The organism is Stenotrophomonas sp. 1278, from assembly GCF_029892765.1.
Lineage (GTDB): Bacteria > Pseudomonadota > Gammaproteobacteria > Xanthomonadales > Xanthomonadaceae > Stenotrophomonas > Stenotrophomonas indicatrix.
On sequence record NZ_JARXWD010000002.1, the window covers coordinates 1 to 21,310 of the forward strand.

At 66.3% G+C, this 21,310-nt stretch carries 22 protein-coding genes; 10 read left to right on the plus strand and 12 right to left on the minus strand.

The genetic code is table 11. The features are described 5' to 3' along the window. Positions 1-157: 157 nt before the first annotated feature. The 3 genes from zupT to M2299_RS02060 form a co-directional block, all read right to left on the minus strand. Positions 158-967 (minus strand): zinc transporter ZupT, encoded by an 810-nt coding sequence (gene zupT, locus M2299_RS02050; RefSeq protein WP_099843057.1) that lies wholly within the window; start codon positions 965-967, stop codon positions 158-160. 97 nt (positions 968-1,064) lie between these two features. Further along, positions 1,065-1,481 carry an energy transducer TonB gene (locus M2299_RS02055; protein WP_025876723.1) on the minus strand — a complete coding sequence of 139 codons (417 nt, stop codon included), beginning with the start codon at positions 1,479-1,481 and terminating at the stop codon, positions 1,065-1,067. Beyond that, complete coding sequence (locus tag M2299_RS02060; RefSeq protein WP_025876725.1) at positions 1,478-1,828, minus strand: 4a-hydroxytetrahydrobiopterin dehydratase; 351 nt, start codon at positions 1,826-1,828, stop codon at positions 1,478-1,480. Before M2299_RS02060 ends, M2299_RS02055 begins: the two co-directional genes overlap by 4 nt. Before the next feature lie 90 nt (positions 1,829-1,918). Here M2299_RS02060 and M2299_RS02065 point away from each other — a divergent pair, with 90 nt between their 5' ends. Together M2299_RS02065 and M2299_RS02070 are read left to right on the plus strand one after the other, a co-directional pair. Then, a complete protein-coding gene (locus M2299_RS02065; RefSeq protein ID WP_025876727.1) occupies positions 1,919-2,518 on the plus strand; it encodes an NfuA family Fe-S biogenesis protein in 600 nt (199 codons plus the stop codon). Positions 2,519-2,528: 10 nt separating this feature from the next. Next, a complete protein-coding gene (locus tag M2299_RS02070; protein ID WP_280883763.1) occupies positions 2,529-4,283 on the plus strand; it encodes a hypothetical protein in 1,755 nt (584 codons plus the stop codon). 120 nt (positions 4,284-4,403) lie between these two features. Here M2299_RS02070 and M2299_RS02075 read toward each other — a convergent pair whose 3' ends face one another. After that, complete coding sequence (locus M2299_RS02075) at positions 4,404-4,817, minus strand: barstar family protein (RefSeq protein WP_032978803.1); 414 nt, start codon at positions 4,815-4,817, stop codon at positions 4,404-4,406. Continuing rightward, positions 4,814-5,272: a ribonuclease domain-containing protein gene (locus tag M2299_RS02080; protein WP_134832821.1), complete on the minus strand. Its 459-nt coding sequence runs from the start codon at positions 5,270-5,272 to the stop codon at positions 4,814-4,816. The genes M2299_RS02075 and M2299_RS02080 overlap by 4 nt, the downstream gene beginning before the upstream one ends. 220 nt (positions 5,273-5,492) lie before the next feature. Between M2299_RS02080 and M2299_RS02085 the strand changes: the two genes are divergently transcribed. After that, positions 5,493-6,104, plus strand: coding sequence for a superoxide dismutase (locus M2299_RS02085; RefSeq protein WP_005410310.1), 612 nt, complete (start codon positions 5,493-5,495; stop codon positions 6,102-6,104). A 112-nt stretch (positions 6,105-6,216) separates the two neighbouring features. Here the strand turns inward: M2299_RS02085 and M2299_RS02090 are convergent, their stop codons facing one another. After that, complete coding sequence (locus M2299_RS02090; RefSeq protein WP_025876740.1) at positions 6,217-7,053, minus strand: endonuclease/exonuclease/phosphatase family protein; 837 nt, start codon at positions 7,051-7,053, stop codon at positions 6,217-6,219. A gap of 162 nt (positions 7,054-7,215) precedes the next feature. Between M2299_RS02090 and M2299_RS02095 the strand changes: the two genes are divergently transcribed. After that, entirely contained in the window at positions 7,216-8,781 is a 1,566-nt protein-coding gene (locus M2299_RS02095; protein ID WP_025876741.1) for an oligopeptide:H+ symporter, read from the plus strand. 7 nt (positions 8,782-8,788) lie between these two features. Next, entirely contained in the window at positions 8,789-9,415 is a 627-nt protein-coding gene (locus M2299_RS02100; RefSeq protein WP_025876742.1) for a rhomboid family intramembrane serine protease, read from the plus strand. A gap of 58 nt (positions 9,416-9,473) precedes the next feature. Here M2299_RS02100 and M2299_RS02105 read toward each other — a convergent pair whose 3' ends face one another. Beyond that, positions 9,474-9,635, minus strand: coding sequence for a hypothetical protein (locus tag M2299_RS02105; RefSeq protein WP_162887673.1), 162 nt, complete (start codon positions 9,633-9,635; stop codon positions 9,474-9,476). Positions 9,636-9,843: 208 nt separating this feature from the next. On the opposite strand from M2299_RS02105, the gene M2299_RS02110 reads away from it, so the two are divergent. The 3 genes from M2299_RS02110 to cfa are packed head-to-tail and all read left to right on the plus strand — an operon-like array spanning position 9,844 to position 12,199. Next, positions 9,844-10,146, plus strand: a complete 303-nt coding sequence (locus M2299_RS02110; protein WP_280883764.1) for a GNAT family N-acetyltransferase — start codon at positions 9,844-9,846, stop codon at positions 10,144-10,146. 36 nt (positions 10,147-10,182) lie between these two features. Beyond that, on the plus strand, positions 10,183-11,064 hold the full coding sequence (locus tag M2299_RS02115) for a DUF3298 and DUF4163 domain-containing protein (protein WP_280883765.1): 882 nt from the start codon (positions 10,183-10,185) through the stop codon (positions 11,062-11,064). Between the two features lie 19 nt (positions 11,065-11,083). Next, entirely contained in the window at positions 11,084-12,199 is a 1,116-nt protein-coding gene (gene cfa, locus M2299_RS02120; RefSeq protein ID WP_280883766.1) for a cyclopropane fatty acyl phospholipid synthase, read from the plus strand. Between the two features lie 141 nt (positions 12,200-12,340). On the opposite strand, the gene M2299_RS02125 is transcribed toward cfa, so the two are convergent. Continuing rightward, complete coding sequence (locus tag M2299_RS02125) at positions 12,341-14,509, minus strand: M3 family metallopeptidase (RefSeq protein ID WP_080148431.1); 2,169 nt, start codon at positions 14,507-14,509, stop codon at positions 12,341-12,343. A 160-nt stretch (positions 14,510-14,669) separates the two neighbouring features. Here M2299_RS02125 and M2299_RS02130 point away from each other — a divergent pair, with 160 nt between their 5' ends. Continuing rightward, positions 14,670-15,149 (plus strand): glutathione peroxidase, encoded by a 480-nt coding sequence (locus M2299_RS02130; protein ID WP_032978822.1) that lies wholly within the window; start codon positions 14,670-14,672, stop codon positions 15,147-15,149. A gap of 67 nt (positions 15,150-15,216) precedes the next feature. On the opposite strand, the gene M2299_RS02135 is transcribed toward M2299_RS02130, so the two are convergent. From M2299_RS02135 to M2299_RS02150, 4 genes are all read right to left on the minus strand, one after another. Beyond that, positions 15,217-15,996 carry a ferredoxin--NADP reductase gene (locus M2299_RS02135; protein ID WP_025876750.1) on the minus strand — a complete coding sequence of 260 codons (780 nt, stop codon included), beginning with the start codon at positions 15,994-15,996 and terminating at the stop codon, positions 15,217-15,219. Positions 15,997-16,075: 79 nt separating this feature from the next. Then, positions 16,076-17,947, minus strand: a complete 1,872-nt coding sequence (locus tag M2299_RS02140; protein WP_025876751.1) for an ABC transporter ATP-binding protein — start codon at positions 17,945-17,947, stop codon at positions 16,076-16,078. 208 nt (positions 17,948-18,155) lie between these two features. Beyond that, a complete protein-coding gene (locus M2299_RS02145) occupies positions 18,156-18,605 on the minus strand; it encodes a carboxymuconolactone decarboxylase family protein (protein ID WP_032978827.1) in 450 nt (149 codons plus the stop codon). A gap of 36 nt (positions 18,606-18,641) precedes the next feature. Next, entirely contained in the window at positions 18,642-19,538 is an 897-nt protein-coding gene (locus M2299_RS02150) for an RNA polymerase sigma-70 factor (RefSeq protein ID WP_280883767.1), read from the minus strand. 146 nt (positions 19,539-19,684) lie between these two features. On the opposite strand from M2299_RS02150, the gene M2299_RS02155 reads away from it, so the two are divergent. Beyond that, positions 19,685-21,202, plus strand: a complete 1,518-nt coding sequence (locus M2299_RS02155) for a fumarate hydratase (RefSeq protein ID WP_025876754.1) — start codon at positions 19,685-19,687, stop codon at positions 21,200-21,202. Positions 21,203-21,310 lie beyond the last annotated feature (108 nt).

Sequence of the window (21,310 nt, forward strand, 5' to 3'; positions counted from 1 at the left end):
CGGGGTCAGTTCGCGGGGGTGTCCGCGGCATGGATGCCGCGGCCAAGCCTCCAGGGACGGATTAACGGCGTCCCCCGCGAACTGACCCCGCCCGGGACCATTCAGAAAGGTTCGGGTGCCAGCCGCGAGGGGGCTCAGCCCGTTGGCCGGAAATCCCTCACCACTTGAACAGCACCAGGCTGATCGCCAGCGTACCCATGCCGGCCACCAGGCCATACACGGTTTCGTGGCCCTTGGCGTAGCGCTTGGCCGCCGGCAGCAGCTCGTCCAGCGCCAGGAACACCATCACACCGGCAATCAGGCCGAACACCCAGCCGAACGTGGCGTGGGACAGCGAGCCGGACAGCAGTACATAGCCGATCGCCGCGCCGACCGGCTCGGCCAGGCCTGACAGCAGGCTGGCGGCGAACGCATAGAACTTGTTCTGCGTGGCGAAGTACACCGGTACCGCAATGGCGATGCCCTCGGGAATGTTGTGGATGGCGATGGCGAAGGCCAGCGGCATGCCCACCGACGGGCTCTCCAGCGTCGCGAAGAACGTCGCCAGCCCCTCCGGGAAGTTGTGCGCGGTGATCGCCACCGACGTCAGCAGGGCGACCCGCTTCAGGTATTCGCGGCTGTTCTCGCGGAAGGCCGGGTCCTGCTTGTCCAGGCTGTCATGCGGGTTGGGAATGAAGTGGTCGATCAGCACGATCACCACCACGCCCAGCAGGAAGGCGAGGGTGCCGTAGGTGAAGCCGGTGCGCTCACCATAGGCCAGCGCAAACGAGGCGATGGATTTGTTGAGGATCTCCGACAGCGAGACGTACACCATCGCGCCGCCGGCAAAGGCCAGGCCGAAGGCCAGCAGGCGCGGATTGGGGCGACGCGAGAACAGCACCAGCAGGCTGCCGATGGCGGTGGCAAGGCCCGCAGCGAGGGTGACCGCCAGGGCGATCCAGATGTTTTCGTGGGGAATCTGCAGCATGTACCGACGCGTTCCTTGTCATCAAGCAATCGCCCCGGCACGGGCCGGGGCGGCAAAGGCGAGGCGGGCGTCGGCTGGCCTCGTCACCGGCAGGCGATCAGCCGCCGCGGCGCAGGCTTTCTTCGATGGCGAAGCACTGGTCCGGCTTGGGCTGCGGCGGGTTGAAGCTGACCGGCACCTGGATCGTGGCCGGCACGGCCTCGCCATTGCGGGTGGCTGCCTTGAACTGCCAGCCCTGCACGGCGGTCTTGGCCAGATCGTCCAGCTGCGGGTTGCCCGCGCCGGTCAGCAGGGTGACCTCGCTGGGTTTGCCGTCGGTGCCGATCACCACCTTGAAGGTGCTGGTGCCGCCCACGCCGGTGCAGGCCAGTTCCAGCGGATACTGCGGCGGCGGGGTCTTCACCGCAGCCACTTCGGTGGGTGCGGCAGCCGGTGCTGCCGGCGGTTCGGAGGTGCCGCAGCCGGCCAGGCCGGTCACGGCAAGCAGGGACAGGCTCAGCAATCGCACGTTCATTTCAGTTGCTCCGTCAGGGCCGAAGTCTTCGCTGCGCAGATGAAGTCGTTCTCGCTCAGGCCGCCCACGTCGTGGGTGGAGTAGCGGACGACGGCACGGTCGTAGTGGACGCCGAGGTCCGGGTGATGGTCCTCGCCGTGGGCGATCCAGGCCAGCGCGTTCACGAAGGCCATGGTGGCGTAGTAATCCTTGAAGCGGAACGTGCGCACCAGCGCCTGGCCGGCCTCGGCCAGCTCCCAGCCGGGAACCTGCGGCAGCAGTTCGGCCAGCCGGGCCTCGCCCAGCTTGTGGTCGCTGCCTTTGCGCGGCACGCAACGGGCCTGTGCCAGCGGAATCAGGTCGGCCATGGGTTCCTCCACCTCGTGTTGACTGAACAATGCGCCGGCCGGTGTATAAAACGAATGAGCGGCTGACGCCTACTTGGCTAGAATAGCCTGATGATCCAGATCTCCGACACTGCCCAGACCCATTTCCGCAAGCTGATCGAACGCGAGGGCGTGCCCGGCATGGGCGTGCGCTTGAGTGCGGTCGATCCTGGCACCCCGCGTGCCGACGCCCGGCTGGAGTTCGCCGAGCCGACCGATCTGCTCGGCGACGAGTGGGCGGTGGACTGTGATGGCTTCACGCTCTATGTCGACGCAAGCAGCGTTGGCTGGCTCGATGGCGCGGAGATCGACATCGTGCCCGGTACCGCTGGTACCCAGCAGCTGACGATCAAGGCGCCGCGGATCAAGGGCGAAGCGCCCGGCGATGCCGCCTCGCTGGTCGAGCGCGTGCATTGGGTGGTGGAAAACGAAGTCAATCCGCAGCTCGCTTCGCACGGTGGCAAGGTCGCCGTGCAGGAAGTCTCGGCCGACGGCGTGGTGCTGCTGCGCTTCGGCGGTGGCTGCCAGGGTTGCGGCATGGCCGACGTCACCCTCAAGCAGGGCATCGAGAAGACCTTGATGGGCCGTGTGCCGGGGGTGACTGCGGTGCGTGATGCTACCGATCACGACAGCGGCCACGCTCCGTATATTCCGCGCGGCAACGCCGCCTGATCGCCAACGCGTGCCTCTGCCCAGAGCCGAGCAACTCATCGACCTGCTGCTGGCGCGCCAGCAGCGACCGCCCATCCTCGAGAAGAGCACTGGCCTGCCGTACGGCTGGGCGATCTGGCTGCGGACGCTGACGCCGCTGCCGCGTCCGTTCCACGCGCGCGAGGTGATCGCAGTGCTGCTGCCGCGGCCGCTGCCCGGGCCTCCGGGGCGCGTGCCGGGGCTGGGGCCATGGGCGTCCCTGCGCCGCCTGTTCTGGCAGGACTGGGATCCGGCGCCGCGCGACCAGCGCTGGATGCGCTGGACCTCGGCACTGCTCAGCGCGTTGCTGCATCTGTTGTTCTTCCTGCTGCTGCTCTGGGTGGCGGTGATCCGCACGTCTTCGCCGGACGAGCAGGGCAGCGAGGGTGAGCGCGTGCAGATTGAATTCGTCGGCCGTGCTGCACAGGAAGGCGGCGGCGACCAACCCGGTGCCGAGGCGGCTGCCGCCGCAGAGGCCGGTGCCGCAACCGCAGGCCAGGATGCCGGAGCGGCGACAGCGCCCCGGCCGCAACCGTCTGCACCTGCGCCGTCTTCCACTGCCGCTGCCACGGCACCGACCGCCAGCGTGCCGCCGCCGCCCGAGGTGGAGCCGGCGCCGGTGGCCGCACCGCCGCCCTCACCGGTACAGGCCACCGAAGTTGCAGAGGCGACCGCCGAATTCGTGGTGCCGCCGGTCGCACTGCCGCGCACCGAGGTCAGCATCGTGCCTCGCGAAACCATTCCGACCGTGCGCGAGCGCAGCGTGCAGCCGGTACAGGCTGCGCCGATAGCAACGCCGGTACGCACGCCCGAGGTGGCAGTGCAGGCTCCCCGCGTGCGCGATGTACAGGTGCAGGAGCGCGAAATCAGCACGGTTGAAGCGCCGGTGGCGCCGCAGCCGATGCGCACCACCGACATCCAGGTACGCGTGCCGCAGCGCGACGTGCAGGTGCGCGAGCGCGAAGTGCAGGCGATGACCGATCCGCAGGTGCGCATGGCCACCGTCGCAGGGCGCGAGCCCACGGTGCGTGCGCCTGCCGGGCGCGAGGTGCAGGTGCGCGAACGGGAGGTTGCTGCCGCTCCGCAACCTGCCGCGTCGACTGCGGCAGGCAGTGCGACCACGCCGACGCCGGCACCCGCCGGCAGTTCGGCCCAGAACAGCGCCAGCGTGGCGCGTCCTGCGACGACCAGTACCGCCGCCGCACAGGCGGGCGCCCGTCCGGCACCGGCCCCGGGCAACTGGGCAACGCCCGCCCGCGGTGACGACTGGGGCGCCTCCAGCCGCAATCGCGACGGTGCCAACCAAGGCGCCGCGCAAACCAGTGCGGGCAAGGGCGATGGTCTGTTCAACGCTGACGGCAGCGTACGCGTGGCCGGCCAGGACGGGGCCGGCAAGGCCGAGCGTGGCGCACCCGGTGGGGCCAACGACGGGTGGAGCAAGGAGCGCATCGCCGAGTCCGGCAAATGGCTGAAGCGGCCGCCGTACGACTACACGCCTACCTCGTTCGACAAGTATTGGGTGCCGCAGGAATCGCTGCTCGCCGAGTGGGTGCGCAAGGGCGTCAAGGCAATGGAGATTCCGTTGCCGGGTACCAGCACGAAGATTTCCTGCGTGATCTCGATCCTGCAGGCCGGTGGCGGCTGTGGCCTCACCGATCCGAACATGCAGGACCAGCCGGCAGTGGCACGTCCGCCGCCGGATATCCCGTTCAAGAAAGAGCTGCAGGAAGATAACGGCAGCCGGTAGGGTGCCGCATCCACGCATGGCGTGGATCTACCGTGCATCCAGCTGCGCCGGGTAGATCCACGCCATGCGTGGATGATCCATGGGCTTCACGTGCATGCCGACCGGCCGGCCTCTACCAGGTCATTCGCTCTGTGACAGGAACACCCAGAACGGGACGTCGCGACCTACCCAGTCACGGCTGGCTTCATCCAGGATGTCCAGCAGCGTGTCGAACTCCTTGCCTGCACCGGCGCGCAGGGCATCGACGTCGGCCAGGAACAGCGCATAGCCATGGGCCGGCAGCCATTGCAGGTCGCGCAGGTTGTCAGACAGGGCATCCCAGTTGCCGCCGAAGCCGGCAGGGAAATCAAGCTGGGCGGCCAGCCGCGCCAGCAGGGTGCGCTTGTCGCCCACGCCCTCCAGGTCGATCCGGATCACCTTCAGGTCGGCATCGCGCATCGCTGCCGACAGCGCGCTGATATCGGAGCTGTCGATCGCGTAGACGCCGGCATTGTTGATGTCATGCAGGCCGAGGCCGAAATCATCGTGGCTCATGGGCGTTCTCCGGAGGCCGGTACGGTGAAGCTGCGGAACGACTCGTAGTGATCATCGGTGTAGTACCAGGCATCGGGCGGGTTGCCACCGGTGACGATGCGCCGCGCGCCGCGGTTGCCTGCACCGGGCGTGTCGACGGTGTACTCGCGGTAGTAGCCACGCGGGCGCTGTGGCAGCTGTTGTTCGCGGTTGCCGAAGGTGCTGCCGTCCTGCCGATGCGGGAACGGGCCGCCGCGCTGGATCAGCGCGATGGTCTGGCGGGCCTCGGCCGGAAGGAAGCCGGGCAGGCCGCTGTCGCTGTCGCTGTTGCTGCGCAGCGCCGGTGCGTTGGCCGCCGGAGTGCCCTGCAGGTCGGGCGCGAACTGCGGCGGCGGCGGCCGCTGCAGGAAATGATTGACGACCAGGCCGAGCAGCAGCAGGACGATGGCAGTGATCAACAGCCGGGGGTTGCGCATGGGCAGGAGCAGGCAAGGGTGGTGCGCCCACTGTAGCGCCTGCGCGCTGCACCCTGCATGAGGGCGCGCGCCGCGTCACCGCTGCGTAACAATTGCCGGCATGCTCACCTGCAGGACGCAATTTCCTTTACATCCCCCTTGGTAATCTGGAGGCCTGTCCCCATCATTCACCGCGCAACGCCCGACACCGTCGGGTGCCCTCGCAATCAGGAGATGCATCATGGCCTACACCCTGCCCAAGCTGTCCTACGCCTACGACGCGCTGGAACCGCATATCGATGCGGCGACGATGGAAATCCATCACACCAAGCATCACCAGACCTACATCAACAACGTCAACGCGGCGCTGGAAGGCACCGAGTACGCTGACCTGCCGGTCGAAGAACTGGTGAAGAAGCTGAAGTCGCTGCCCGAGAACCTGCAGGGTCCGGTGCGCAACAACGGTGGCGGCCATGCCAACCACTCGCTGTTCTGGACCGTGATGGCTCCGAATGCTGGCGGCAACCCGGTGGGCGACGTGGCCAAGGCCATCGACAAGGACCTGGGCGGCTTCGACAAGTTCAAGGACGCCTTCACCAAGGCTGCGCTGACCCGTTTCGGCAGCGGCTGGGCATGGCTGAGCGTGACCCCGGACAAGAAGGTCGTGGTCGAGAGCACCGGCAACCAGGACAGCCCGCTGATGGAAGGCAACACCCCCATCCTCGGCCTGGACGTGTGGGAACACGCGTACTACCTGAAGTACCAGAACCGTCGTCCGGAATACATCGGCGCGTTCTTCAACGTCATCGACTGGAACGAAGTCGAGCGCCGTTACCAGGAAGCGATCGCCTGAGAACGGTAGCGCCGGGCCATGCCCGGCGGCTTCAACAGAAGGCCGGGGGAGACCCCGGCCTTTTTTTTTGCGCATCGGTAGTGCCGGCCGCTGGCCGGCAACCTCATGGTTCTCATTCGGTGGTGGCAGCCACGTCCTGCAGCCGCAGCGTCGCCATCACGCCCAGGCGCAGGCCGGGCAGGTCGCCATCGGCGGGCAGCATGATCGCCTGCTGGCGGATGCCGCCGAAATGCTTGACCTGGAACAGCACATCCAGCCCATGGCCACTGGCGCCGCCGCCGCTGGCCGCCGGTGCGCCGGGATTGCGCCGGGCCGGCTGGAAGCCGGGCGTGCTGCGCACCAGCTCGACGGTGCTTGCGGAAAAATCCCCGGCGATCAGGCTCGGCATGCCCTCGGCCGTGGCGCCGATCCAGGTCATCAGGTCGCTGGTCTGATGCTGTCGGGCCGTGGCCTCATCCGGCTCCGGCCGCAGGCGCGCGACGTAGACGTTGACGTCGTTGTCGCCCAGCCGCAGGCGCATCATGCCGGCGGCACTGAAGGTGCCCGGCGGATGCAGCAGGGTGACGCCGTCCTCGCTGACCGGCAGCCGGCTGAGCATCGCGTTGCCATGCCGGACCGGCTGGCTCGGCGGGTCTGCGGTGACGAAATCGCAGCTGTAGCGCAGCCGGCTGGCCAACCAGCAGGCCGGGTTGCGCCCTTGCTGCTGCAGGACCTGCTGCACCGAGATCACATCCGGCTGCAGATCGGTCAGCAGCTGCAGCACCTGTTCGCGGCGCTGCTTCCATTGCCCTTCATCACGGCTGGGCAGTTCCAGCGCGGCGACGGTCAATTGCCGCACCTCCGTGGCAAGGCCGGCGGCCGGCGGCGCCTGCGGTCGTGCCAATGCAGGCACGGCCAGCATGAGGGCAAGGCAGCTGGACAGGATGCGGGCAAAGGGGAGGGGGCGCATAACGATAAGTTTACGCTTTTGCCGTGCAGGTTCCGTGACTTCCGGCAGGGCCGCACATGCCTGCCATGCTTTGGCGCGCCTGTCATGCAGCCCTGCAGCGTGCTTCGCACGCACAGGTTCCGGTACTCTTGCGCCTTTCGTTTTGCAGGAATGCCTTACAGGATGAGCCACGACGCAGTCGCCCCCATCGCCGGCCAGGGAAAGATGCCGCGCCAGATCCCGTACATCATCGGCAATGAGGCCTGCGAGCGGTTCAGTTTCTACGGGATGCGCAACATCCTGGTGCAGTTCCTGATCACCTCCCTGCTGCTGCAGGAAATCACGGCCGAAGGCCGTGCCGGTGAAGCCAAGGACATCATGCACAGCTTCATGATCGGCGTGTATTTCTTCCCGCTGCTCGGTGGCTGGCTGGCCGACAAGTTCTTCGGCAAGTACCACACCATCCTGTGGTTCAGCCTGGTCTACTGCATGGGCCATCTGTGCCTTGCGCTGTTCGAGGGCAGCCGTGGCGGCTTCTTCCTCGGGCTGGGCCTGATCGCGCTGGGCGCCGGTGGCATCAAGCCGCTGGTGGCCTCGTTCATGGGCGACCAGTTCGACCAGAGCAACAAGCACCTGGCCAAGATCGTCTTCGACGCCTTCTACTGGATCATCAATTTCGGCTCGTTGTTCGCCTCGCTGCTGATCCCGCTGGTGCTGAAGAACTGGGGCCCGCAGTGGGCGTTCGGTATTCCGGGCATCCTGATGTTCATCGCCACCTTCGTGTTCTGGCTGGGCCGCAAGCGCTACGTGCTGGTGCCGTTGCCGCCGAAGGACCCGCATTCGTTCGCCAATGTGGTGCGCACCGCGCTGACCACGCGGGTGGCCGGCCAGGGCCGTCCGGGCCTGGTGATCGCCGTGCTCGGCCTGGTGCTGGCGGTGGCCTCGTTCGGCCTGGTCGGCTCGCTCGGCATCGTGATCTGCCTGTGCCTGGCGCTGGTCTCGATCCTGGCAGGCATCGGTGGTGGCACCTGGCTGCAGCTGGACCGCGCGCGCGGCCAGCATCCGGCCGAAGCCGTGGAAGGCGTGCGCTCGGTGCTGCGCGTGCTGGTGATCTTCGCCCTGACCACGCCGTTCTTCTCGCTGTTCGACCAGAAAGCCTCGACCTGGGTGCTGCAGGGCCAGCAGATGCAGATGCCGAGCTGGTTCACCGCCTCGCAGATGCAGGCGCTGAACCCGCTGCTGGTGATGATCCTGATTCCGTTCAACAACCTGGTGCTGTACCCGGCCCTGCGCCGCTTCGGTTTCGAGCCCACTGCGCTGCGCCGGATGACCGCCGGCATCGCTTTCAGCGGCCTGGCCTGGATCGTGGTGGGTGGCATCCAGGTGGTGATGGATGGCGGCAATGCGATGTCGATCTTCTGGCAGATGCTGCCGTACGCGCTGCTGACCTTCGGTGAGGTGCTGGTCTCGGCCACCGGCCTGGAGTTCGCCTACAGCCAGGCCCCGCAGGCGATGAAGGGCGTGGTGATGAGCTTCTGGAACCTGACCACCACCATCGGCAACCTGTGGGTGCTGCTGTCCAATGCGGCCGTACGCAACGAGACGGTGACCCACCAGATCGCGGGGACCGGGTTGAGCGAGGCGGCATTCCTGATGTTCTTCTTCGCCGGCTTCGCCTTCATCGCGGCGTTGGCCTTTGGTTGGTATGCACGACGCTATCGTATGGTCGACAACTACCGCACCGCCTGAGCCTGACATGACCCCCGTCAATCTGCTGTTGATCGCCATCACCGCCATCCTGTCGTGGATGGCGTTCAACAACCGCAAGCTGGCCGACCGCCTGATCCTGTGGCCGCCGGCGGTGGATCGCCACCGCCAGTACGACCGCCTGATCACCTACGGCTTCATCCATGCCGACTGGTCGCACCTGATCTTCAACATGATCACCCTGTTCTTCTTCGGGGGGTTCATCGAGAGCGTGATGGTGCAGCTGACCGGCAGCTACCTGGTCTATCCGGCGTTCTACGTCGGTGCGTTGCTGGTCTCGATCCTGCCCAGCTACCTGAAGAACCAGAAGAACCCGAACTACCTCAGCCTCGGTGCGTCCGGGGCGGTGTCGGCGGTGCTGTTCGCCTTCATCCTGATCAAGCCGTGGTCGATCATCCTGGTGTTCTTCATCCCGGCGCCGGCGATCGTCTATGCCGCGTTCTACGTCGGCTACAGCATCTGGATGGACAAGCGCGGTGGCGATCGCATCAACCACAGCGCGCACCTGGCCGGTGCGGCGTTCGGCGTGATCTTCATGCTGGCCATGCAGCCGAGCATCTTCAGTCACTTCCTGCGCGAACTGTCCAACCCGACCTTCCGCCTCGGCGGCGGCTGAGGGTGGCCGGGGTCGGATCCACTGGATCCGACCCCCGGGGCTGCGGCCCCGCTCCGGGTCAGGCCCGGGTCTGCTGACCGTAGGTATCGAGCAGGCGGGAGAACACTTCCTCGCCGATGCTCTGGAACGCCTGGTCTTCGGTCTGTCCCTCCACGGCCAGTTGCAGCAGGCCCTCCAGCAGGGCGTGATCGGTATCGGATTGGGAATCGCTGGGGTGCATCACGGGCCTCCACGGCAGATCGCTTGGTCAACTGTCGCAAGGGGCATGCCAGGCTGGCGCACCCCTGCAGAGGGGTTAGCGGCCGGTTGGTCTGAAGCTTGAGGGCAACAACTGACGCAACGGGCGCAGACTTGTCCCTGTTCAGACTTCACGCGATCATGGCGCCCGCGTGCGCACCATCCACGCAGTCGCCGCAGGAGACAGTCCCATGGCTTCGGTCACGCCCCCCGGTCTGGCTTACGAGGTCGAACACGATCAGGTCAACCACCGTTTCACCGCCCGTGTGCGTGGGCAGGTGGCACTGTTGGAGTACCAGATCAAGCGCAGGCGGATGTTCATCACCCATACCGAAGTGCCCGAGCCGATCGCTGGCCGCGGCATTGCCGGTGAGTTGACCCGGGTCGCACTGCGTTTCGCCCGTGAGCAGAAGTACAAGGTGGTGCCGGCATGTGCCTATGCCGAGGCCTTCCTGCAGCGGCACGAGGAGTACCACGATCTGCTTGTGGGCTGAATCCAGCGGGCCACCCTTCAGCCAGGGCAGGCGATGATGCATGAACATGAACAGGGGATCCCGATGAAGATTGGAAACAACCGGCCACTGCACGCCAGCGTGCTGGCCGGCGCTATGGGCGTGCTGTTGCTGGCCGGTTGCCAGCGCGAGAACGAGGCGGCTCCGGCCACCGATGCCGCACCTGCGGCCGAAGCCACCGGCACCGCCGAGGCACCCGCGGCGGAGGCGCCGTTGGATCTGCGCGATGTGATCGAGAACAACGAACGTGAAGTGGTTGGCATCAGCTACCCGGCGGGCATCGATCGTTATCCGGGCCTGGCACGCGCGCTGCAGGCCTATGCCACCTCCGCCCGCAGCGATCTGCAGCAGGCGCTGGACGGGCTGGGCAACGACAAGCCGACCATGCCCTATGAGCTGTCGCTGAGCTTCGAGAAGCTGCTGGAGACGCCGCAGCTGGTGGTGGTCAGTGCCGACGGCAGCCGCTACACCGGCGGCGCCCATGGCGAACCGCTGGTTGCTCGTTTCGTGTGGCTGCCGGCGCAGCAGCAGATGCTGAGCGCCGAGAAGCTGGTGGCCGATGCCAAGGGCTGGAAAGCGATCAGCGATTTCGTCGCCGACCAGCTGCGCGAGCGTGTGGCCACCCGCCTCAGCGGCGAGGACATGGACCCGTCGCAGCTGCAGGAATCGCTGCGCAATGCCTCGCGGATGATCGCCGACGGCACCGGTCCGCAGGCCGACAACTTCAGCCAGTTCCAGCCGCTGACCGACGACAAGGGACAGATCACCGCGCTGCGCTTCGTGTTCCCGCCCTACCAGGTGGGTCCATACTCGGACGGCACCCAGACCGCCGATGTGCCGGCTTCGGTGTTGTTGCCACACGTGGCCAAGGACTACGTGGAGCTGTTCGCACGCGGGTAACCGTAGACGAGGAGGTGACGTGGATACAGGGTTGCAGGAGCGGGTCACCGGCCTGCTCCACGAGGCCGGGGTCCATATCGATGGAACCCGGCCGCAGGATATCCAGGTGCATGACCCGCGCTTCTTCGCGCGGGTCATCGCGCACGGGTCACTCGGCCTGGGCGAGAGCTACATGGACGGCTGGTGGGATGCCAACGTCCTCGACGAGTTCCTGTACCACCTGATGCAGGCGCACCTGGACGAACGGGTGCACGGCTGGCGCGAGGTGGCCGACGCCTTGAAGGCGCGCCTGTTCAACCTGCAGTCCGGGGCGGGCAGCTACGAAGTCGGCCGCCGCCACTATGACCTTGGCAATGACCTGTACCAGGCGATGCTCGGCCAGCGCCTGGTCTACAGCTGTGGTTACTGGCGCAATGCCGACGATCTGGATGGCGCGCAGGAAGCCAAGCTGGACCTGGTGTGCCGCAAGCTGGCGCTGCGTCGCGGGCAACGCGTGCTGGACATCGGCTGCGGTTGGGGTGAGGCGCTGAAGTTCGCCGCCGAGCGATACGGTGTCAGTGGCGTGGGCATCACCATCTCGCAGGAGCAGGCCGACTTCGCCCGCGAGCTGTGCGCTGGCCTGCCGATCGAGATCCGGCTGCAGGACTATCGCGAACTTGACGAACCTTTCGATGCGATCTTCTCGATCGGCATGTTCGAACACGTTGGCGACAAGAACTACCGCCGCTTTTTCGACGTGGCCCGGCGCTGTCTCTCGCCGCGGGGACTGCTGCTGTTGCATACCATCGGCAGCAACATTTCGCGTCACCGCACCGATCCGTGGATCGCCCGCTACATCTTCCCCAATTCAATGCTGCCGTCGGCGGTGCAGATCAGCCGGGCGTTCGAAGGGCGTTTCGTGCTGGAGGACTGGCACAACTTCGGTACCGACTACGACCTGACGCTGCAAGCCTGGCGGCGCAACGTGGAAGCGGCGTGGCCACGGCTGGACGCACGCTATGACGAGCATTTCCGGCGCATGTGGCGGTTCTATCTGGCCGGATCGATGGCCAGCTTCCGCTGCCGGCATGCGCAGCTGTGGCAGCTGGTGCTGTCGCCGGAGGGCGTGCCCGGGGGATATGTGGCGCCGCGGTGATCGCCAGGAATATCCATGCATGGCGTGGATCTACTGGGATCACGCAACCCTGCGGTAGATCCACGCCATGCGTGGATGGCGTACAAAAAAACCGCCCGGTCTCCCGGGCGGTTTTCGTTTCACGCTATGCGGTGCCGTCGATCAGTTGCCGGTGCCGGTCAGGCCACGCTTTTCCAGCAGCGGTTCGATCTGCGGCTCGTGGCCGGCAAAATCGCGGAACAGCTGCATCGCATCCACGCTGCCACCCTTGGACAGCAGGGTCGCGCGGAAGTGGTCGCCGTTCTTGCGGCTCAGGCCGCCGTTGTCGCGGAACCACTTCTGGGTGTTGGCGTCGAGCACTTCCGACCAGATGTAGGCGTAGTAGCCGGCCGAGTAGCCGCCCATGATGTGGCTGAAATACGGGGTCTTGTAGCGCGGCGGCACCGGCGCGTAGTAGATGCCGTCCTTCTCCAGCGCGGCGCGCTCGAAGGCCATCACGTCCTTGGCGGCCGGCACCTGGTCCGGGCCAATCTGGTGCCAGCGCTGGTCGAGCATGGCGGCACCGAGGTACTCGGTGGTGGCAAAGCCCTGGTTGAACTTGGCCGCGGCCAGCACCTTGTCCAGCAGTGCCTGCGGCATTGCCGAGCCGTTCTGGTAGTGCTTGGCGTAGTTCTTCAGGATGGCCGGATTGTCGGCCCACATCTCGTTGACCTGCGAGGGGAACTCGACGAAGTCGCGCGGCACCGCGGTGCCCGAGAAGTACGGATACTTCACGTTCGAGAACATGCCGTGCAGGGCATGGCCGAACTCGTGGAAGGTGGTGCTCACTTCATCCCAGGTCAGCAGGGTCGGCTGGCCGGCCGGCGGCTTGGGAATGTTCAGGTGATTGGCCACCACCGGCTTGAAACCGGTCAGCTTGGACTGCGAGACGTACGAGTTCATCCACGCACCGCCGCGCTTGGAGGCGCGTGCGTACGGGTCGAAGATGAAGATCGCCAGCTGGCTGCCGTCGGCATCGAACACGTCATAGACGGTGACGTCATCGTGGTAGACCGGCAGGTCGGTGCGCTGCTTGAACGTCAGGCCGAATTCCTGGTTGGCGGCGAAGAACACGCCGTTCTCCAGCACGTTCTTCATCTCGAAGTACGGCTTCAGCTGCGATTCGTCGAAGTTGTACTTGGCCTGGCGCACCTTCTCGCTGTAGAAGGCCCAGTCCCACGGCTCCAGCTTGAAGGTCGGCTTGCCGGCGGCCTTCTGTTCCTGGTCGATCATTGCCTGCAGGTCGGCGGCTTCGCGCTTGGCGTTGGCCACCGCTGCCGGGGCCAGCTTGCCGAGCATCGCATTGACCGCTTCAGGGGTCTTGGCGGTCTGGTTGGTCAGGTTGTAGGCGGCGAAGTTGGCAAAGCCCATCAGCTTGGCCTTGTCGGCGCGCAGCTGCATGATGCGCGCGACCAGCGCGGTGTTGTCGAACTCACCGCCGCGGCTGCCGCGGGTGGTGGACGCTTCGTAGATCTTCTGGCGCAGGGCACGGTTGGCCAGGTTGGTCAGCGGCGGCTGGCCGGTGGTGTTGAGCAGGGTGATCACGTACTTGCCGTCCAGGCCACGGGCCTTGGCGGCTTCGGCGGCAGCGGCGATCTGCTCCTTGGACAGGCCGTCCAGTTCCTTGACGTCGTTGACGGTGATCGCCGAAGCGTTCACTTCCGACTGCACGTTCTGGCTGAACTTGGTGCCGAGGTTGGCCAGCTCGGCGTTCATTTCCTTCAGCTTGGTCTTGTCGGCCTCGGACAGCTTGGCGCCGGCGCGCACGTAGTTGTCGTAGTACTTCTCGACCAGGCGCACGCCTTCAGCGTCCAGGCCCAGGGTGGTGCGGCTGTCATACAGCGCCTGGATGCGTGCGAACAGCTTGCCGTTCAGCGCGATCGCATCGCTGTGCGCGGCGAACTTCGCCGAATAGTCGGCCTGCAGCTTCTTGCGGGTGTCGTTGGTGTCGGCGCCGACCAGGCTGAAGAACACGGTGGTCGCGCGGTCCAGGGTGTCACCGCTCTTTTCCAGGGCGATGATGGTGTTGTCGAAGGTCGGCTTGGCCTTGGTGTTGGCGATCGCCTCCACTTCCTTCAGCTGCTGCGCCATGCCGGCGTCGAAGGCCGGGGCGAAGTCGCTGTCCTTGATCTTGTCGAACTGCGGGAAATGCAGCGGCAGCGGGCTGTCGGCGAAGAACGGATTGGCCTGCTGGGCATTGGCAGCGGCGGCCGGGGCGGCGGCGCTGGCCGAATAGGCGGGCAGGGCAAGGCCGAGGGTCATGGCCACGGCAAGGGCAAGGCGGGTGGTCAAGGTCGATACTCCGGTAAGGCAAACAAGGGCCCGAGGGTAACCCGGCCCGGCGCGCCCGCACTTGTGTCAAAAGGCATGTTGGCAAAGCCGCCCCGCAGCAGGGCCACCCCCCTGGGTGGCTGCCCGGGTACCATGCAATCACCGCCCACGGCCATCCGCCATGACCACTGCCTACGATTTCAGCTTCCGTGACCTTGAAGGCCAGCCGCAGGCGTTGGCGCAGTACCAGGGCCGTCCGCTGCTGCTGGTCAACGTGGCCAGCCGCTGTGGCTTTACCCCGCAGTACACCGGGTTGGAACAGCTGTGGCAGGACTATCGTGATCGCGGCCTGGTGGTGATCGGATTTCCCTGCAACCAGTTCGGCGCGCAGGAGCCGGGCGATGCCGCGCAGATCCGCCAGTTCTGTTCGATCGATTACCCGGTCAGCTTCCCGCTGTCGCAGAAGATCGAGGTCAATGGCGAGGGTGCCGACCCGCTGTGGGCATGGCTGTCGCAGCAGAAGCGCGGGCTGCTGGGTATCGCCCGCATCAAGTGGAACTTCAGCAAGTTCCTGGTCGATCGCCAGGGCCAGGTGGTGGATCGCTATGCGCCGACCACCAAGCCGGAGCAGCTGCGCGGCGGCATCGAGGCGCTGCTCTGACCGGTAGCGCCGGGCCATGCCCGGCGACCGATATCCGCCGGGCATGGCCCGGCGCTAACGAGGCGGCTTATTTCTCGACGAACGCGCGCTCGAACACGTAGTGCCCGGGCGTACCGATGCGCGGCGAAGTCTGGAAGCCACGGCTGTCCAGCACGGTGCGCAGGTCGGCCAGCATCTGCGGGCTGCCGCAGATCATCGCGCGGTCGTTTTCCGGGCTCAGCTCGGGCAGGCCGAGCGTGCGCTGCATCTCGCCGCTTTCCATCAGCGAGGTCAGGCGGCCCTGGTTCGGGAACGGCTCGCGGGTCACCGCCGGGTAGTACAGCAGCTTGTCGCCGACCATTTCGCCCAGGAACTCATGCTCGCGCAGTTCCTTCTCGAAATAATCGCGATAGGCCAGGTCCTTTTCGTAGCGCACACCGTGGCACAGGATCACCTTGTCGAAGCGCTCGTAGGTCTCCGGGTCCTTGATCACCGACAGCCACGGCGCCAGGCCGGTGCCGGTGCCCAGCAGGTACAGGTGCTTGCCCGGGTGCAGGTCGCTGATCAGCAGGGTGCCGGTGGGCTTCCTGCCGACCAGCACCTTGTCGCCTGGCTTGATGTGCTGCAGGCGCGAGGTCAGCGGACCGTCCTGCACCTTGATGCTGAAGAATTCCAGCTGTTCTTCCCAGTTGGCACTGGCGATGGAGTACGCGCGCAGCAGCGGCCGCGCATCGGTCTCCAGGCCGATCATCACGAACTGGCCGTTCTCGAAGCGGAAACCGCTGTCACGGGTGAGGGTGAAGCTGAAGTAGGCGTCGGTCCAGTGGCGGACCTCAAGCACCGTTTCGGCGCCGAAAGCGGAGGACATGGGCGTATCTATCGGAAGTCGTCGGGACAATTCTATCTCAAATGAGACAGGTTCTCATTAGGCGGAACGAGAGGCGTTCTCAGCGATAACCGGCCGCTTGCAGTTCGAACAGTTCGGCATAGCGGCCGCCCTGTGCCATCAGCTGCTCGTGTGTGCCGCTGGCTTCGATCCGGCCATCGGCCAGCACCAGGATGCGGTCGGCCATGCGTACTGAAGAGAAGCGGTGGGAGATCAGCACTGCCGTACGATTATCCGCCAATTCCCTGAACCGCTGGAACACCTCGAACTCGGCGCGGGCGTCCAGTGCCGCGGTGGGCTCGTCCAGAATCATCACCTGTGCATCGCGCATCCACGCACGGGCAATGGCGATCTTCTGCCACTGCCCACCAGACAGGTCCACGCCCTGCTGGAAGCGGCGGCCGATCTGCTGGTCATAGCCGCCGGGCAGGGCAGCGATCACTTCCTCGGCCATGCCGCGGCGGGCGGCATCGGAGATCCGCGCGCGGTCGTCCATCGCTTCGACCTGGCCGACACCGATGTTCTCGCCGGCGCTGAGGTTGTAGCGCACGAAATCCTGGAAGATCACGCCCAGATTGGCGCGCAGGTCGTCCAGGTCGTAGTCGCGCAGGTCGCGCCCATCCAGCAGGATGCGGCCTTCGTCCGGTTCGTACAGGCGTGCCAGCAGCTTGACCAGGGTGGTCTTGCCCGCGCCGTTCTCGCCGACCAGCGCCAGTACTTCGCCCGCGTGCAGGTGGAAATCCAGGTGGCGCACGGCCCATTGCTCGGCATCGGGGTAGCGGAAGCCCACGTCCTCGAACACGAAGCCCTCGCGGATCGGCTGCGGCACGCGCACCGCGTCCTTTCGCGAATGGATTTCCGGTTCGATCTGGAAGAACGAATACAGGTCGTCCAGGTACAGCGCCTGGCTGGCTACCTGCGAGAACCCGATCAGCAGGCCTTCCAGCAACTGGCGCAGGCGCAGGAAGCTGCCGGCGAGAAAGGTCAGGTCACCGATCGAGAAATCGCCACGCACCGTGCGCCAGGCGATATACGCATACGCGGTGTAGTAGCCCAGCGTGCCCAGCGCGGCCAGCAACGTGCCCCAGAACGCCCGCCGCCGGGCAAGCGCGCGGTTGGCCAGGAACAGTGCCGCCGACAGGCTGCGGTAGCGGTCGACCAGGAACCGGTGCAGGTTGAAGATCTTTACTTCCTTGGCCGTCTCCACGCTGGCACCGAGCTGGCGCAGGTAGTCCAGCTGGCGGCGCTCCGGCGTCCACAGGAAGTTGAGGCTGTAGCCGGCCGCATTGAAGTGCGACTCGCCGATGAAGGCCGGCACCAGCGCCAGCGCCAGCAGCAGGATCAGCCACGGTGCGTAGACCAGCAGGCCGACGGCCAGGCTGGCAACGGTGATCGCATCCTGCACCTGGCCGAACAGCTGGCTCATCAGGTTCATCCGGCCCATGGTCTGCCGCCGTGCGCGGTCCAGCTTGTCCTGCAGGTCCGGGTCCTCGAAATCCTCCAGGTCCAAGGTCGCCGCATGTTCCATCAGGCGCACGCTGGTGGCGTTGGCGAACAGCTCCGACAACAGCGCATCGGCGTAGCTGACCAGCCGACCGAGCAGGTCCGAGGCGATCGCCAGGCCGAATTCCAGTGCCAGCAGGCCGAGCAGTGGATTGAGCAGGCCGCTGGACAGCGCCTCGCCCATCGGCGGAAAACCGGCTCCGTGTTGGCTCAGGTGCAGGGCGGTATCGATGATCAGCTTGCCGACGTACAACATCGCCACCGGCAGCAGCGCACGGATCAGGCGCAGGCCGAGGCTGGCCAGGGTCAGCGCGCGGCTGGTCTGCCACACCTGGCGCAGGAACGGTGGCAGGTTGCGCATCGCCTTGAAGCGTTGGCGCAGGCTGGGTTTCTTGGCGCCGGCAGCGCCGGCAATGGGAGAGGCGGGCATGCCGCCATTGTGCGCGCCTGATACGTGCAGGTGGGGTCAGGGCAGCCGTGTGGCCGCACGGGGTCGGATCCCTTTGCTGTGCAAAGGGCTCTGACCCCATCGGCCCGAATCGGGTCAGAGCCCTTCGCAATGCGAAGGGCTGGACCCACCCGCATCCACGCATGGCGTGGATCTACCGAGGCCAGCGCGAGACTGGCCCCGCCGAGAATCACGGCAGCGGCGGGAGCAGCCCAGCCCCCAGCCGGTTCCAGGCATTGATCACTGCAATGCCCATGCTCAGGTCACTGATGCCTTTTTCATCAAAGTGAGGTGCCAGCGCATCGAACGCCGCCTGCGACGGTGCGCCATCGGTCAACCGGGTCAGCGCCTCGGCCCAGCCCAGCGCCGCGCGCTCGCGGTCGTCGAAGAACCGGCTTTCGTGCCAGGCGGGCAGCGTATCCAGCTTGCGCGGCTCGATGCCGCCCTTGCGCAGCGCCGTGCCGTGCATGTCCATGCAGTAGCCGCAGCCGTTGAGCTGCGAAACGCGCAGGAACACCAGTTCCATCAACGTCGGATCGATCGAACTGTCATGCACCGCCTTGCTGGTGGCCAGCAGGCCCTTGAAGGCCTCGGCGGCCAGGCGGGTGTAGGGAACGCGGGGAGAGGCGTGGTCGGACATTTTCGGCTCCACGGCGGCCACGGTGGCCGCCTTTCACTACAAGGACGCCGGGGTATCGCGGCGCGTGACAACCGCAGGCAGTTTTTCTGGATTGAGCACGCTGTAGAGATTGGCGATGCGGCCATCGACCACCTCGATGGTGGTGATCGAGTGCAGGTGGTCGCCTTCGAAACGCAGGATCGCCGGTTCGCCATTGACGTAGCCGAGCTGTGCCGGATGCGCCGCGCCGCGACGGGCGATGGCCCAGTACAGGCGGCCGATACGCTCGGCACCCCGCAGTGGTCGCACCGCTGCGGTGACCACGCCACCGCCATCGGAAACCAGCAGCGCGTTGGCATGCAGCAGCGCCTGGATGGCCTCGCTGTCGCCACGCTGGGAAGCGTCCATGAAACGCGCCAGCAGCTGCCGGTGCTGGCTGGCATCGGCATTGAAGCGCGGCCGACCAGACTGCAGGCGCTGCCGGGCCCGGTGCACCAGCTGGCGGCAATTGGCCTCGCTGTGGCCGATCAGCTCGGCAATCTCGCGGTAGTCGTGGTCGAAGGCTTCCTTCAGCAGGAAGGCGGCGCGCTCCTCCGGTCCGAGCTGTTCGAGCAGGGTCAGGAAGGCCACGGAGACGTCGTCGGCCAGCGCGTGCAGCTGCGCGGGGCCGGGCGCCGGGTCGGGTTCGAGGGTGATCGCCAGCGGTTCGGCCAGCCACGGCCCGACATAGTGGGTGCGTTCACGCTTGGCTGCCCGCAGCCGGTCCAGCCCCAGCCGGGTGGTGGTGGTCACCAGCCAGGCCTCGGGGTCGACGATGGCGGCCGCATCGCTGCCGGCCCAGCGCAGCCAGGCGTCCTGGACCACGTCCTCGGCGTCGCTGCGGCTGCCAAGAAGGCGGTAGGCCAGCGCCATCAGGCGTGGGCGGTGGGTCTGGAAGGCGGTTTCGGCGTTCATGTGGGCAAGGACGCGCCAGCGGGGCGCAGCGTGACAGAGGGCAGGTCAGATCTTGCCGGCCAGCGGCCGGCACCACCACCCCACGGTCGAGGGAGGGGGTAAAATGGGCGGATTACCCCCGCCAGCCTTCAGCAAGCGAGCAATCCGTGACATCGATCAAGCAGGAAGACCTCATCCAGTCCGTCGCCGACGCGCTGCAGTACATCTCGTACTACCACCCGGTCGACTACATCAAGAACCTTGCCGCCGCCTATGAGCGCGAGGAGTCGCCGGCAGCGAAGGAGGCGATCGCGCAGATCCTGATCAACTCGCGGATGTGCGCCGAAGGCCATCGGCCGATCTGCCAGGACACCGGCATCGTCACCGTGTTCCTGGAAATCGGCATGGACGTGCGCTGGGATGACGCCACCATGGGCGTGGAGGACATGGCCAACGAAGGCATCCGCCGCGCCTACCTGTACCCGGACAACAAGCTGCGCGCTTCGGTGCTGGCCGATCCGGCCGGCAAGCGCATCAATACCAAGGACAACACCCCGGGCGTGGTCAACGTCAAGGTGGTGCCGGGCAACACCGTGGAGGTGATCGTTGCCGCCAAGGGCGGTGGCTCGGAAGCCAAGACCAAGTTCGCCATGCTCAACCCGTCCGACTCGATCGTCGACTGGGTGCTGAAGACCGTGCCGACCATGGGCGCGGGCTGGTGCCCGCCGGGCATGCTCGGCATCGGCATCGGCGGCACTGCCGAGAAGGCGATGCTGCTGGCCAAGGAAGCGCTGATGGAGCCGATCGACATCACCGAGCTGCAGGCCCGTGGTGCGTCCAACCGCATCGAGGAACTGCGTCTGGAGCTGTACGAGAAGGTCAACGCACTGGGTATCGGTGCGCAGGGCCTGGGTGGCCTGACCACCGTGCTCGACATCAAGATCAACGACTACCCGACCCACGCGGCCAACCTGCCGGTGGCGATGATCCCGAACTGCGCCGCCACCCGCCATGCGCACTTCACCCTGGATGGCAGCGGCCCGGTGATGCTGGATCCGCCGTCGCTGGAAGACTGGCCGAAGCTGACCTACGACGCGTCCAAGGGCACCCGCGTGGACCTGGACACGATCACCCCGGAAGACGTGGCCAGCTGGAAGCCGGGCCAGACCCTGCTGCTCAACGGCAAGCTGCTGACCGGCCGCGACGCCGCGCACAAGCGCATGGTCGACATGCTCAACAAGGGCGAGGAACTGCCGGTCGATCTGAAGGGGCGCTTCATCTACTACGTCGGCCCGGTCGATCCGGTGCGCGACGAAGTGGTAGGCCCGGCCGGTCCGACCACCGCCACCCGCATGGACAAGTTCACCGAGCAGGTGCTGGCACAGACCGGCCTGCTGGGCATGGTCGGCAAGGCCGAGCGCGGTCCGGCCGCGATCGAGGCCATCAAGAAGCACAAGTCGGCCTACCTGATGGCCGTCGGTGGTTCGGCCTATCTGGTGTCCAAGGCGATCAAGGCGGCCAAGGTCGTCGGCTTTGCGGACCTGGGCATGGAAGCGATCTACGAGTTCACCGTGGAAGACATGCCGGTGACCGTGGCCGTCGATTCCACCGGCGAGTCGGTGCACAAGACCGGCCCGCGCGAGTGGCAGGCCCGCATCGGCAAGATTCCTGTCGTGGTGGAGTGATCGGCGCGGCGTCGACCACGCCCGTCCGATTTCAGAACGGCGCCCGGGTGGCGCCGTTCTTCGTTTAACGATTGCAACCGCGCGGCTTTGCTAGGGTGTGCACGTTGC